The sequence below is a fragment of the Enterobacter sp. 237C8 genome (assembly GCF_034106865.1).
GTDB lineage: Bacteria > Pseudomonadota > Gammaproteobacteria > Enterobacterales > Enterobacteriaceae > Enterobacter > Enterobacter asburiae_B.
This window is the reverse complement of record NZ_JAWNDF010000001.1, coordinates 1,519,750-1,532,510: the sequence shown is the minus strand read 5'-3', so window position 1 is coordinate 1,532,510 and position 12,761 is coordinate 1,519,750. Positions and strand designations below refer to the sequence as shown.

Below are 12,761 nucleotides of genomic sequence, written 5' to 3'. Positions count from 1 at the left end.
GCAATATGAATAATACGAGTGTGATAATTGAGGCAGTTAAAGAACGTGATTTTGAAAGCTGGATGCCGCTATGGGGAAAATATCAGGCGTTTTACAACGTCGATCTGTCCGGGGCAATTACTGAACGAACCTGGCAACGATTTTTCAGCCCCGTTGAGCCGCTATTCTGCGTGGTGGCACGATGTAATGGAGACGTAGTGGGTTTTGCGCATTATCTTTTTCACCGTTCGACATGGGCTGAGAGCGATTACTGCTACCTCGAAGATTTATACGTCTGCGAAGCCGTAAGGGGCAAACACATTGGCAAACAGTTAATAGAATATGTTCAGAGAGAAGCGAGAAAACATCATGCCAGTCACCTTTACTGGCATACGCATGAAGCCAACTATCGCGGGCAACGATTGTACGACTGGATTGCGAAGAAAAGTGGAATGATTGAATATCGTATGCACGTAAGATAAACCCCTCTGCTGAAATTATGCCCCTTACATCTTTACGGGGCATTTTTCAGGGGATAACAGGTATATCCTTATGATTTAGCCTGTAAAAGTATCTCCATCAGCCCTGGAAAACGGGCATCCAGATCCTCTCTTCGCAACGAAATCATGTTCTCCCGCCCCTGCGGGCGCTGCCAGATAACGCCGCTGTCGCGCAGTACGCGCCAGTGGTGGGTCATTGTCGATTTCACCACATCCTCCGGGCGCAGCGCGTTACAGCTGAGTTCGCTGCCATCGGCCAGACGGCGAATTATCGCAAGCCGGAGCGGGTTGCCGAGGGCAAACAGCACATTTTCCAGCAGTATTTGTTCAGTTTCAGGGTGGTTTGGGATCATCGTTTTCCTGCGTTTGGCGTCAGATTGAGCTATATCAACAATAGGTCAACCGTTAAAAAATAGTTCGATAATACTCGTACAATAGGACTATTATAGCAAACGAACGAATGCACGACCATCCTGGTCGTCACAGACAAGTCATAGTGACTAAGGAAATATCATGCCCCGACCCATCCCTCTCGAACGTTATCGCAACATCGGTATCTCCGCGCATATCGATGCCGGTAAAACCACCACCACTGAGCGCATCCTGTTTTACACCGGGATGAGCCACAAGCTGGGTGAAGTACACGATGGCGCGGCAACCACTGACTGGATGGCGCAGGAGCAAGAGCGCGGGATCACGATTACCTCCGCGGCCGTCAGCTGCTTCTGGCCGGGTATGGACAGAGGCTATGAGCCGCACCGGATCAACATCATCGACACCCCGGGCCACGTGGATTTCACCATTGAGGTGGAACGTTCCATGCGCGTGCTCGACGGCGCCGTGATGGTGTATGACTCCGTGGGCGGCGTGCAGCCGCAGTCGGAAACCGTCTGGCGTCAGGCCAATAAATATCACGTTCCGCGTCTGGCCTTCGTCAACAAAATGGACCGTCCGGGTGCCGATTTCTTCCGCGTCGTACGGATGATGCAGGAGCGCCTGAAGGCCAATCCGGTGCCGATTGTCATCCCGGTGGGCGCAGAAGATCATTTCACCGGCGTGGTGGATCTCATCAAGATGCGCACCATTCTGTGGGACGACGCGACGCAGGGCATGGTGTTCACCTATGCGCCCGTGCCGGACGATTTGGTCAGTACCGCCCAGGAATGGCGGGAAAAAATGGTCTCTGCGGCGGCGGAAGCCAGCGACGAGCTGATGGACAAATACCTGGAAACCGGCGACCTGACGGAAGCGGAAATTATCAAAGGGCTGCGTATTCGCACCATCTCGGGTGAAATTCAGCCGATGCTGTGCGGCAGCGCGTTCAAAAATAAAGGCGTGCAGCGCATGCTCGATGCGGTCATTGAGCTCATGCCATCGCCGCTGGACGTGCCTGCCATTGATGGCGTGGATGAAAAAGGGCAGCACGCGGAGCGTCATCCAAGCGATGATGAGCCGTTCTCGGCCCTGGCGTTCAAGCTGATGAGTGACCCGTACGTTGGGCAACTGACCTTTATCCGCGTGTACTCTGGCGTGCTGCGCAAAGGCGACGCGGTGTACAACCCGGTGAAAGAGAAGAAAGAGCGCATCGGGCGTATCGTGCTGATGCATGCCAACGATCGCCACGAGGTGGACGAACTGCGCGCCGGAGACATTGCGGCCTGCGTTGGGCTGAAGGATGTGACTACCGGCGACACGCTCACCGATCCGAATGCCGTGATCACGCTTGAACGCATGGAGTTCCCGGATCCGGTTATCTCGCTGGCGATCGAGCCGAAAACCAAAGGCGATCAGGAGAAAATGGGGATCGCGCTGCAGCGTCTGGCGGCGGAAGATCCGTCTTTCCGCCTGCATACTGACGAAGAGTCCGGCCAGACCATTATCTCCGGGATGGGTGAGCTACACCTTGAGATCATCGTCGACCGCATGAAGCGTGAGTTTGGCGTTGAGGCGAACATTGGCCGCCCACAGGTAACCTACCGTGAAACCCTGCGTAAAACGGTGAAGGATATCGAAGGTAAATTTGTTCGTCAGTCCGGCGGTAAAGGGCAGTACGGCCATGTGGTGCTGAGCCTGGAGCCGCTGGAGCCCGGGAGTGGCTTTAAATTTGAAGATGCCACCAAGGGCGGCGTGGTGCCGCGCGAGTATATCCCGTCCGTTGAGAAAGGGCTGCGGGAAGCGATGAACAGCGGCGTGCTGGCGGGCTATCCGGTCGTTGATGTCAAAGCGACGCTGACGTTTGGCTCGTATCACGACGTCGACTCGTCTGAGATGGCGTTCCGCATGGCGGCGATCCTCGGCTTCAAAGAGGGCGCCCGCAGGGCGGATCCGGTGATTCTCGAGCCGATCATGCACGTGGAGGTGGAAACGCCGGAAGAGTACGCCGGTAACATTATGGGCGATCTCTCCTCCCGCCGCGGCATGGTGCAGGGGATGGCAGAGCAGTACGGAAGCCAGATTATTCGCGCTGACGTGCCGCTGGCAGAGATGTTTGGTTATGCCACGACATTGCGCTCGATGTCCCAGGGACGCGCGACGTATACGATGGAGTTCCATCATTTTGCGGAAGCCCCGCGGAATGTTGCGGATGAGATTATTTCACGACGTGCGAAGAGTTAATTAACTGCACATGGTAGTCGTTGGGCTACCATGTGCTTTTTCCTCTGCGACAGAGGGCGTTTCCTTTCATATTACGTTGTTACTTAATCAGCGTGGCCGAGCGAACTTTCCATACGCCTTTTTCCTGAACGAGACAATCTGCTACAACGTGATCTTGTTTCTTCCCAAACGCGATATAGACGTTTGTGCAAACGGCATCAAAATCAGAATGTAAGACGGTTATCTGATCCCAGTCTTCATCCCAGTCCTGTGATTTGATAAACATATCCGCATCTGGCATGTCTTTTTCGTTACTGTCGCCAGAGTACATTTCTTTAATTGCTGCGATAGTCTCTGCGGCAACGTAATTATTCATAATGTCCGGATTGAGTACAGGCGGTTTGTTCTGATCTAACTGCGCGATATACCATTGATTGAATTTAAGCGCCGCCTGGCCCAGTGCATAAATGTTATCTGCGACAGCGAACGGAGACAGGGCGAAAAGTAAAAAGAAGAGTGTTTTCATTAGTCATGCCTGAACAGTTCGTAATGAGGCTGTATGTTTCGGTAGGCCGGTCCTGGATACAGAGAGCGTTGTACAAAATCGCTGATCCACTGCTGACCATCGTATATGCAAACGTGCCCGCTATCGTGGCCCGCAATATTCTGGATAACGGCTACGTCACCAGCATGAGGTTGATCGTATACCAGGCGGAATCCAGCATTGACCAATGTTCGCCCCATGTCTTTTGCCAGACGCGTATTGGGGATTTTTAATCTTCCACCCGTTCTGATCGCTTCGGTGACGTAGTGAGCACAATAACCCGTACTCTTCGGTTGGGCGTGTGATTTGGCATACGAGATTGCGCCATCTTTATTCCATGTCATTGATATTTCCTTAACGCGAGAGTGCTAATGCAGCAACTCCGGAAATATCCTCCGTTTTAAAACGCAATGGCAAACATAAAATGCCATAGAAATTTACTATAATTCAGTATGATATGATTAAGTAAATCAATCCAGCGCCTTCACCATCTTCCCGCTCGCGACAAACGTTCCGGCCCCAAGATGATGCAGGGTATTCAGCTTATCCCCGTCAAACTGCCAGCGTCCGGCGACAAACGCGCGTTCATCGGCTGCCGCTGAAACCACTTCACCAAACAGGGTATCGTATTTTTCTGCCGCTGAGGTGACGGGTAATAACCGACACTCCATCCACGCCAGACATTTTTCTTCTATCACCGGCAGGCCAAGTTCAGGACCGTTCACGACCGGGATCCCGTAGCAGTTAAATTTGTCCTCATCGCGCCCGCTGACGCTACCGACCGCGTATGTCCAGTTGGCGGCCGCCACGCCGGGGATGACGATGCCAAACTTCCCGCTGCGCTCAATCAGCTCGCGCGACCATGTGCTTTTATCCACGACTATTGCGATGCGCGGCGGTTCAAACTCAACGGGCATTGACCATGCGGCGGCCATCACGTTGCGTCTGTCGAGGCTTTCATCCCGACTGGTGATAAGCACAGTTGGGCCGTGGTTCAGCAGACGGCTGGCATGACGTAATTCAACGGGGCGAAAGTGGCTCATAGGATCTCCTCATCTACACCGATGTAGTATGACGAAAAAGCACGTAAATCAAAGTGGATGCGTAAAATTAGTTTATAAACAGAACATCTCAATCAAAGGAAACTGATGCATGTCCCCATTTCAGACCGCCTATTTTGCCCGCATCGGCTGGGCGCAACCGACGCGGGTGGATATCGATACCCTGCGCGCGCTGCATTTACATCACAACTGTGCCATCCCTTTTGAGAATATTGATGTCGTTCTGCCGCGCGAAATCCAGCTTGACGATCGGTGTCTGGTCGACAAGCTGGTCACCGCACGTCGCGGAGGGTACTGCTTTGAGCAAAACGGCCTGTTCGAGCGCGTCCTGCGTGAAGTCGGGTTTACGGTGCGTAGCGTGCTGGGGCGCGTGGTATTAGCGAATCCGCCGCAAATGCCTCCGCGCACGCACCGTCTGCTGCTGGTTGAGCTTAACGGTGAGCGCTGGATTGCCGATGTGGGGTTTGGCGGCCAGACGCTGACGGCGCCGATTCGACTGCTCGCTAATGAAGAACAGGAGACGCCGCACGGGCTGTATCGTCTGCTGAGCGAGGGGAACGACTGGGTGCTGCAGTTCCGTCACCACGAGCACTGGCAGTCGATGTACCAGTTTGACCTGACGACGCAGTATTTCAGCGATTACGTGATGGGGAATTTCTGGTCGGCGCACTGGCCGCAGTCGCATTTCCGTCATCATCTGCTGATGTGTCGCCATATGCCGGACGGCGGCAAGCTGACGCTAACCAACTTCAACTTTACCCACTGGCAGAACGGTCACGTAGAAGAGCAGATCCATTTGCCGGATGCTGAGGCGCTTTACCAGCTGATGCAGGAACGCTTTGGGCTGGGCGTTGACGATGCAAAACACGGATTTTCACTGGCGGAGCTGACGGCGGTAATGGCGGGCTTTGATACACATCCTCAGGCCGGGAAATAATGCGCAAAGGGGTCGGCCCCTTTGCCGTACCGTAAGCCGGGCAGGGCGTAGCCGCACCCGGCAACATCACTGCTGAGACGAGCTAGAAAACAACTCGAGCGTGATTAATTTATCAAGATGGTTGTTAAAGGCGGCTTCGTCCATTTCGGGCATGTTTAAGATATACATTCCGTCAAGACCGCACACCAGACCAATCAAGCGCCAGGCAATATTTTCCGCCCGATCGCCCGGATTTAACGCCCCGGCCTCCGTTCCCGCTTTGATAAGCGCCACCGTTTCCTGGTGCCACATCTCCATGGTCATCACATAGGCGCCTTTGATGTCGGCATCGCGGCTGGCGAGGATCTGCGCTTCACGCCACAGGCGAATATAGGGTTCAAACCTCCCGTCATCGCTGCCGAGCATGGCATGAAGCTGTTCCCGCCAGCCGGCCTGTTTACCCGCGACATCCGCATCCAGCAGCTCGCGAATTAGCCGTACGAAGGCCAGCGATTTTAGCTCGCCGCCGGACGTAAAATGATGATGCACCTGGCCGGTGGCGACTCCGGCCTCGGCGGCAATACGGCGTACCGTCATTGCCGCCAGTCCTTCAGCCAGCGCCACGCGCATGGCGGCCTGTAAGATGGCTTCCCGCCGTTCATCCTTGCTCAGATATCGCATGTTTACTCACTCTCAATGGGAATGAAACGAGTGTAACAAAAAGCTGGACATGCGTTCAACTTTACGTAGGATCGCATCCTGGACATGTGTCCATGTTTTAAAACAAAAGGAAATTTATGTTTCGTCAGTGGTTAGCGTTAGTGATTATCGTGCTGGTGTATATCCCGGTGGCGATCGACGCGACGGTGCTGCACGTGGCGGCGCCGACATTGAGCATGACGCTGGGCGCCAGCGGCAATGAATTGCTGTGGATCATCGATATTTACTCGCTGGTGATGGCGGGAATGGTGCTGCCGATGGGCGCCCTGGGTGACCGCATTGGCTTTAAACGACTGCTCATGATCGGCAGCACGCTGTTTGGCCTGTCGTCGCTGGCGGCAGCGTTTGCCCCGTCAGCAGGCTGGCTTATTGCGGCGCGCGCCTCGCTGGCAATCGGCGCGGCGATGATTATTCCGGCCACGCTGGCTGGGATCCGTACGCTGTTTATCGACGCGCGGGATCGTAACATTGCGCTCGGCGTCTGGGCCGCGGTGGGGTCCGGTGGCGCGGCGTTTGGCCCGCTGATTGGCGGTATGCTGCTCGAGCATTTCTACTGGGGCTCGGTGTTTTTAATCAACGTGCCGATCGTGCTGGTGGTGGTTTCGCTGGCCGCACGTTTTGTGCCTCCTCAGCAGGGCCGCCCGGAGCAGCCGCTGAATATCAGCCATGCCATTATGCTGATTGTGGCGATTTTGCTGCTGGTCTACAGCGCAAAAACAGCCCTCAAAGGCGCACTGTCGCCGTGGGTGGTCGCGTCCGCGCTGGTTACCGGCTCGGTGCTGCTGTTTATCTTCGTGCGTATTCAGCTCCGCGCCCGCGTGCCGATGATCGACATGCGTCTGTTCTGCCATCGCATCATTTTGAGCGGCGTGGTGATGGCGATGACCGCCATGATTGCCCTGGTCGGGTTTGAGCTGCTGATGGCCCAGGAGCTGCAGTTTGTTCATGGCTTTACGCCGTTTGAAGCGGGAATGTTCATGCTGCCGCTGATGGTGGCGAGCGGGTTTAGCGGCCCGATCGCGGGTGTGCTGGTCGGGCGATTAGGGCTACGCATCGTCGCGGCTGGCGGAATGGGGCTCAGCGCCGTTAGCTTTATCGGCCTGTCGATGCTTGATTTCAGCACGCAGCAGCTGCTGGCTTCTGCCCTGATGGTGCTGCTCGGCTTTAGCGCCGCCAGCGCGCTGCTGGCCTCGACCTCGGCGATTATGGCCGCTGCGCCGAAAGAGAAAGCCGCCGCTGCGGGGGCCATTGAAACCATGTCCTATGAACTGGGCGCCGGGCTGGGGATCGCCATCTTTGGTCTGCTGTTGACCCGCAGCTTCTCGGCGTCGATTGACCTGCCGCAGGGGCTGAACGCCTCGCTCGCAGATAAAGCCTCGTCATCCATTGGTGAGGCGATGAAGGTGGCGCAGGATCTGACCCCGACGCTGGCGGAGTCGGTGATTGAGGCGGCGAAAAGCGCGTTTATCACCTCGCACAGCGTGGCGCTGGGCAGCGCGGGCGGAATGCTGCTGTTCCTGGCTGTGGGGATCTGGTTCAGCCTGGCGAAGGTCAAGCCGCAGTAATACAGGGCGCGCGGTTGGCGCGGGCGGGGCAGATGGGCTATGTTTTTAAAGGATTATCTGACTCTTGCTGGAAAATATGAGCCCTCGTCACAGCAGTGAACCGTCCCAACCGCTCTCCCGGTTAACCCTGCTTGCAGGGGGCGCGCTGGGCGTCGTTTTTGGTGATATCGGCACCAGCCCGCTTTATACCTTCCGCACGGTGCTGTCGCTCTCTGAGCATGACCCTACGCCCGGCGTCATACTGGGCCTGCTCTCCCTGATTACCTGGACACTCATCCTGGTAACGTCCATAAAATATGCCGCCTTTGCCATGCGAATTGATAATCATGGCGAGGGGGGCATCATGGCCCTGATGTCGCTTCTGGTGGAGAAAGGCAAAGGCGGGCGTTGGGTTATTTTTTCCGCCCTTATCGGTGCCGCTTTAATTTACGGTGACGGCGCGATAACCCCGGCAATCTCCGTGCTTTCTGCCCTTGAAGGGCTGGAGATGGTCATTCCTGAATCTCAGCCGTACATATTACCCCTGACGGTGGCGGTTCTGCTGGGGCTGTTTCTTCTTCAGCCTTTTGGCACTGCGCGAATAGGGAAAATATTTGGCCCGGTCATGGCGGTTTGGTTTTTGGCGATTGCTGCCCTGGGCGTGCGGGGGATCGTACAACACCCCTCGGTATTGCTGGCCCTCAACCCTGCGTACGGCATCGCGTTTTTGTTTTCGAACGGGTACACCAGTTTCCTGGTCCTGGGCGGCGTTTTTCTCTGCGTGACGGGGGCCGAGGCCCTGTATGCAGACATGGGGCATTTTGGCAAAAAGCCCATCTGGCTTGCCTGGTACGGCATCGTCTTTCCTTCGCTGCTGCTCAACTATGCCGGCCAGTCAGCGCTGATTCTGGCCGGTGCCGACAGCAAGCAAAACCTTTTCTACACGCTCTGTCCGCCTGTGCTGCAGGTTCCGCTCATTATTCTTGCCGCGCTGGCGACGATCATCGCCAGCCAGGCGATTATCACCGGCGCTTTTTCCATGACGCGCCAGGCCATACAGCTTGGCTGGTTACCCCGATTGCGCATCAAGCAGACGGCGGCGGAAAGCTACGGCCAGATTTATATCGGGATAATCAACTGGCTGCTGATGGGGGTGACCATCGGGCTGGTGGTGTTCTTTAAATCCTCCGATAAGCTCGCCGCCGCGTACGGCATTGCCGTGTCGTTAACCATGCTGATGACCACGGGGCTGCTGTTTGTGGCAATGCGCGAAGTGTGGCGCTGGAGCCTCGCCAGCAGCGCGGTGATTGCCCTCTGTTTCCTGGTGATTGATGCCACCTTCTTGTTTGCCAATCTGATTAAGGTCCTGGAGGGCGGCTATATTCCGCTGCTGATGGCCGCCGCTATTTGTACGGTGATGCTGATCTGGCACCGCGGCGTTAAGGCGGTATCCGCATCGGTGGGCGAGAAGGGCGTCAGCGTGGATGCGTTCTTTGCCCAGCTTCAGCAAAAAAAGGTGCCCAGAGTCGCGGGCTCCGCCGTCTTTTTGACCCGGACACAGAACAATATCCCGCCGGTCATGCGCTGGCACGTCGCGCGAAACCGGGCGCTACAGCAGGATGTTTTGTCGCTTACCATTGATATTCTGAATGTGCCCTATGTGGGGGAAGAACAACGCATCAGGGTAGAGCAGCGCGCGCCGGGCTACTGGCATGGCGTGGCGCAGTATGGCTTTATGGAACACCCGGACATCCCGCGTTTGCTGCAGGGTGTCAGCGAGATTAACGCGCTTTTTGCCACGGATGACGCCACCTGGTATGTCGGGCATGAAACCATTGTGGCAGGCGAAGGTGAGGCAGGTATGGCGGCCTGGCAACGGCACATCTTTGCGTTCATGAAGCGCAACTGCACGCACGTCATCAACCACTATCACCTTCCCAGCGATCGGGTTGTCGAAATCAGCCGACGCGTTGCCGTGTAGATTCTGGCGAAAGCAGATGTCCTCTGCTTTCGCACCGTTCTATCTCTCCAGGGCCGCGGACAGAACGCTATGCAATAACACGTTCGCCCCTTTTTCCGACCATTCTGGCAGGATCCTCTCCGCTTCGTTATGGCTGATGCCTTTCACGCAGGGGATAAAGATCATGCTGGCGGGCGCCATTTTGCTGACATAGCAGGCGTCGTGTCCCGCCCCGGAGACCATCGGTTTCGACGAATAGCCCAGTTCCGCCACGGCCTTCTCCGAACGCGCCAGGCATTCGGCGTCAAACGCGATGGGCGCGTAGTCGAAAATACGCTCAACGGCAGCCGCGACGCCGCGCAGGCTGAGGCTTTCAGCCACCTTATGCAGCGCAGCTTCCATGGCTTCCAGCGCCTGCTGCATAGGATGGCGAAACTCAACGCTGCATTCCACGCGAGACGGCACGACGTTGCGCGAGTTTGGCGTAACCTTCGCCATACCGATCGTCGCGCGTCCGTCCGGCGCATGCCGGTAGCCAATCTCTTCCACCTTCAGCGCCAGCTCTGCGAAGGCGGTCAGCGCGTCGCGGCGGCTGTGCATCGGCGTCGTGCCCGCGTGGGCGGCGAATCCGTCCAGCGTCAGGGTAAACCAGCGCTGGCCCATTGCCGCGCGGACTAACCCGATATCAATGGCTTCATCTTCCAGGATCGGGCCCTGTTCGATGTGCAGTTCGTAGCAGGCGTGAACCTGAAACGCGCGGGCAGGGGTTTCACCCCGGTAGCCAATGCTATCCAGCGCTTCGCCCACGGTGATGCCATCGTTATCCGCGCGGGCATGGGCGTACGCTTCGCTAAACTGTCCCGTCCAGACCCCTGAAGAGAGCATAGCTGGCGCAAAGCGCGCGCCTTCTTCGTTAGTCCAGTTCACCAGCACAACGTCACGCTCGGTCTCAACGTTATGATCGTTAAGGGTGCGCAGTAGCTCCAGCCCGGCCAGCACGCCGTAAACACCGTCGTAGTTACCGCCCAGCGGCTGGGTATCCAAATGTGAACCCGTCATGACCGGGGCAAGCTGCGGGTTTTTCCCCGCGCGACGGATAAACATATTGCCCATGCTGTCGACCTCGCAGGTGAAACCCGCGTCCAGCGCCCAGTCGCGCAGCAGGTTACGGGCAATCCGGTCTTCCTCGCTCAGCGCCAGGCGGGTCACGCCGCCGGCGGGCGTGCCGCCGATCTGCGCCATCATCTCTAGCGTTGACCACAGCCGTTCGGCGTTGACGCGGATCATGTTTTGTCCTTACTGCTGCGGTAGCGGAAATCACAGCACGAACCGCCCTGCATGATGGTGGTCGTGCGGGTCAGCTTCACGTCAGGCGCATAGCCAACGATGAATTTTTCATCGCGCGCGCAGGAGAGCAGATGACCAATCTCGCCCAGCCCCATTTCGTGATACATCTCCGCGTAACGACAGCGGGTCACGTTGTAGTTGTACTGCTGGTCGTCGGCGTCGATCACCTTCACGTCCAGGGCGTTATCTTTCTCCCACAGATACTGCAGGGCGATGAAGCTCTTTACGTCCGCGCCGTTGGGTTCTTTGCTGGCAAACGCTTTGCCAGCGTCAATCGCGGCCTGCTCAATGGCCTCGCCAATGACCGCCTGGGCGCGGGTTTTCCCTATCTCGCGCACCAGGATTTCATAAATTGGCTTTATAATTTCTGCTTCAATTTTGCGGCGGGCGAGAATGCCCAGCTCGTTATTATCACTCATCACATTGCCTCGCTGCGTTACTTCGCTTTTGCGCCACCCAGCACGGTCTGCGGCTGCCATTTGCCGTCGACAACTTTGTAAACGGTGAACGACGGCGATTTCAGGTTACCTTCTTTATCAAACGCGATCTGGCCGGTGACGCCGGAGTAGCTGATGGCGCGCAGGGCTGGCAGATAGTCGGACGGCTCAACGGAGTCTGCTTTTTCCATCGCCGCAACCAGCACGCGGGTGGCGTCATAGGCGAACGGGGCGTGCAGTTCGATATGGGTGTGGTAGCGGGACTGATAGGCCTGTTCGAATGCCTTTCCACCCGGCATCTGGTCAACGGGCAGACCCGGCTCCAGCGCCACCACGCCTTCGCCTTCTTTCTGCGCCAGCTGCAGGAACGTCTGGCTGACAAATCCGCCTGCGCCCATCAGCGTGGCGTTCATGCCCAGCTGTTTGATACGACGCGCCAGCGGTGCAGCCTGGCTATCGACGCCGCCGAAGAAGATCAGATCGGCGTTTTTACTCCGGATGGCGGTCAGCACGGCGCTGAAATCCACCGTTTTGTCATCAACGTACTGACGATCGACAACCTTCACGCCCTGCGCTTCAAGGGATTTAATAAACTGGTCCGCCAGTCCCTGACCAAAGGCGGTACGGTCGTCGATCACCGCAATGCGTTTGGCTTTCAGCGTATTGACCGCGTACTGACCGGCTAGCTGACCGCCGTCGTCGTCGTGGCCCATCACGCGGAAGCTGGTATCAAAACCCTGTTTGGTATAGGCGTGACCGGTCGCGACCGGTGCCACCTGTGCGATGCCCGCATCGTGATAGACGCGTGCGGCAGGAATGCTTGTTCCGGTGTTCCAGTGACCGACAACGCCCGCCACGCCGCTATCCACCAGACGCTGCGCCACGGCCACGGCGGTGCGCGGGTCGGACTGATCGTCTTCGGACTGCAGTTTGAAGGTCACCGCTTTGCCGCCGATGGTCGGGTGCTGCTTGTTAATGTCGTCAATGGCCAGCTGCGCGCCGTTCTCCAGGTCCTTACCGATACGGGCAGACGGGCCGGTGAGCGGGCCTGCCAGACCGATAACCACGGTTTCGCCGTCGGCGGCCCAGGCTCCGGTAGAGGCAAAGCTGCCGAGGAGGATAGCGGCGCTAAGCGCACTGATTTTTACTGTTTTCATT

The 12,761-nt window shown here is 56.9% G+C and carries 13 protein-coding genes; 5 read left to right on the top strand and 8 right to left on the bottom strand.

Annotated elements, in window-relative coordinates; all coding sequences use genetic code 11:
* Nucleotides 1–5 precede the first annotated feature (5 nt).
* Nucleotides 6–461 carry a GNAT family N-acetyltransferase gene (locus USF70_RS07475; protein ID WP_087822649.1) on the top strand — a complete coding sequence of 152 codons (456 nt, stop codon included), beginning with the start codon at nt 6–8 and terminating at the stop codon, nt 459–461.
* A 68-nt stretch (nt 462–529) separates the two neighbouring features.
* Here the strand turns inward: USF70_RS07475 and USF70_RS07470 are convergent, their stop codons facing one another.
* Nucleotides 530–832 (bottom strand): ArsR/SmtB family transcription factor, encoded by a 303-nt coding sequence (locus USF70_RS07470; RefSeq protein ID WP_033145659.1) that lies wholly within the window; start codon nt 830–832, stop codon nt 530–532.
* Nucleotides 833–992: 160 nt separating this feature from the next.
* Between USF70_RS07470 and fusA the strand changes: the two genes are divergently transcribed.
* Nucleotides 993–3,095, top strand: a complete 2,103-nt coding sequence (gene fusA, locus USF70_RS07465) for an elongation factor G (protein ID WP_087822648.1) — start codon at nt 993–995, stop codon at nt 3,093–3,095.
* 79 nt (nt 3,096–3,174) lie between these two features.
* Here the strand turns inward: fusA and USF70_RS07460 are convergent, their stop codons facing one another.
* From USF70_RS07460 to USF70_RS07450, 3 genes are all read right to left on the bottom strand, one after another.
* Entirely contained in the window at nt 3,175–3,600 is a 426-nt protein-coding gene (locus tag USF70_RS07460) for a DUF3828 domain-containing protein (protein ID WP_320735496.1), read from the bottom strand.
* Nucleotides 3,600–3,962, bottom strand: a complete 363-nt coding sequence (locus USF70_RS07455; RefSeq protein ID WP_069302881.1) for a hypothetical protein — start codon at nt 3,960–3,962, stop codon at nt 3,600–3,602. The genes USF70_RS07460 and USF70_RS07455 overlap by 1 nt, the downstream gene beginning before the upstream one ends.
* A gap of 126 nt (nt 3,963–4,088) precedes the next feature.
* Entirely contained in the window at nt 4,089–4,661 is a 573-nt protein-coding gene (locus USF70_RS07450; protein ID WP_032656883.1) for a flavin reductase family protein, read from the bottom strand.
* A gap of 109 nt (nt 4,662–4,770) precedes the next feature.
* On the opposite strand from USF70_RS07450, the gene nhoA reads away from it, so the two are divergent.
* Nucleotides 4,771–5,616 (top strand): N-hydroxyarylamine O-acetyltransferase, encoded by an 846-nt coding sequence (nhoA, locus tag USF70_RS07445; protein ID WP_320735495.1) that lies wholly within the window; start codon nt 4,771–4,773, stop codon nt 5,614–5,616.
* 66 nt (nt 5,617–5,682) lie between these two features.
* Here nhoA and USF70_RS07440 read toward each other — a convergent pair whose 3' ends face one another.
* Nucleotides 5,683–6,276 carry a TetR family transcriptional regulator gene (locus USF70_RS07440; RefSeq protein ID WP_048978827.1) on the bottom strand — a complete coding sequence of 198 codons (594 nt, stop codon included), beginning with the start codon at nt 6,274–6,276 and terminating at the stop codon, nt 5,683–5,685.
* Nucleotides 6,277–6,392: 116 nt separating this feature from the next.
* Here USF70_RS07440 and USF70_RS07435 point away from each other — a divergent pair, with 116 nt between their 5' ends.
* Together USF70_RS07435 and USF70_RS07430 are read left to right on the top strand one after the other, a co-directional pair.
* Nucleotides 6,393–7,880 carry an MFS transporter gene (locus USF70_RS07435; protein ID WP_320735494.1) on the top strand — a complete coding sequence of 496 codons (1,488 nt, stop codon included), beginning with the start codon at nt 6,393–6,395 and terminating at the stop codon, nt 7,878–7,880.
* Between the two features lie 76 nt (nt 7,881–7,956).
* The gene (locus USF70_RS07430; protein WP_320735493.1) at nt 7,957–9,840 is read left to right on the top strand and encodes a KUP/HAK/KT family potassium transporter; all 1,884 of its coding nucleotides are present in this window, start codon (nt 7,957–7,959) and stop codon (nt 9,838–9,840) included.
* Between the two features lie 39 nt (nt 9,841–9,879).
* On the opposite strand, the gene USF70_RS07425 is transcribed toward USF70_RS07430, so the two are convergent.
* Genes USF70_RS07425 through USF70_RS07415 form a run of 3 tightly spaced genes read right to left on the bottom strand, consistent with a single transcriptional unit; the run spans nt 9,880 to nt 12,760 of the window.
* Nucleotides 9,880–11,106, bottom strand: coding sequence for a Zn-dependent hydrolase (locus USF70_RS07425; RefSeq protein ID WP_320735492.1), 1,227 nt, complete (start codon nt 11,104–11,106; stop codon nt 9,880–9,882).
* Entirely contained in the window at nt 11,103–11,585 is a 483-nt protein-coding gene (locus USF70_RS07420; RefSeq protein WP_032656897.1) for an L-2-amino-thiazoline-4-carboxylic acid hydrolase, read from the bottom strand. Before USF70_RS07420 ends, USF70_RS07425 begins: the two co-directional genes overlap by 4 nt.
* A 17-nt stretch (nt 11,586–11,602) precedes the next feature.
* Complete coding sequence (locus tag USF70_RS07415) at nt 11,603–12,760, bottom strand: branched-chain amino acid ABC transporter substrate-binding protein (RefSeq protein WP_246946248.1); 1,158 nt, start codon at nt 12,758–12,760, stop codon at nt 11,603–11,605.
* Nucleotide 12,761 lies beyond the last annotated feature (1 nt).

Coding starts and splice junctions, on each gene's coding strand:
- USF70_RS07425 (WP_320735492.1), bottom strand. CDS start 11,106: ATGATCCGCGTCAACGCCGAACGGCTGTGGTCAACGCTAGAGATGATG.
- USF70_RS07430 (WP_320735493.1), top strand. CDS start 7,957: ATGAGCCCTCGTCACAGCAGTGAACCGTCCCAACCGCTCTCCCGGTTA.
- USF70_RS07470 (WP_033145659.1), bottom strand. CDS start 832: ATGATCCCAAACCACCCTGAAACTGAACAAATACTGCTGGAAAATGTG.
- USF70_RS07420 (WP_032656897.1), bottom strand. CDS start 11,585: ATGAGTGATAATAACGAGCTGGGCATTCTCGCCCGCCGCAAAATTGAA.
- USF70_RS07475 (WP_087822649.1), top strand. CDS start 6: ATGAATAATACGAGTGTGATAATTGAGGCAGTTAAAGAACGTGATTTT.
- nhoA (WP_320735495.1), top strand. CDS start 4,771: ATGTCCCCATTTCAGACCGCCTATTTTGCCCGCATCGGCTGGGCGCAA.
- USF70_RS07415 (WP_246946248.1), bottom strand. CDS start 12,760: ATGAAAACAGTAAAAATCAGTGCGCTTAGCGCCGCTATCCTCCTCGGC.
- USF70_RS07450 (WP_032656883.1), bottom strand. CDS start 4,661: ATGAGCCACTTTCGCCCCGTTGAATTACGTCATGCCAGCCGTCTGCTG.
- fusA (WP_087822648.1), top strand. CDS start 993: ATGCCCCGACCCATCCCTCTCGAACGTTATCGCAACATCGGTATCTCC.
- USF70_RS07460 (WP_320735496.1), bottom strand. CDS start 3,600: ATGAAAACACTCTTCTTTTTACTTTTCGCCCTGTCTCCGTTCGCTGTC.
- USF70_RS07435 (WP_320735494.1), top strand. CDS start 6,393: ATGTTTCGTCAGTGGTTAGCGTTAGTGATTATCGTGCTGGTGTATATC.
- USF70_RS07440 (WP_048978827.1), bottom strand. CDS start 6,276: ATGCGATATCTGAGCAAGGATGAACGGCGGGAAGCCATCTTACAGGCC.
- USF70_RS07455 (WP_069302881.1), bottom strand. CDS start 3,962: ATGACATGGAATAAAGATGGCGCAATCTCGTATGCCAAATCACACGCC.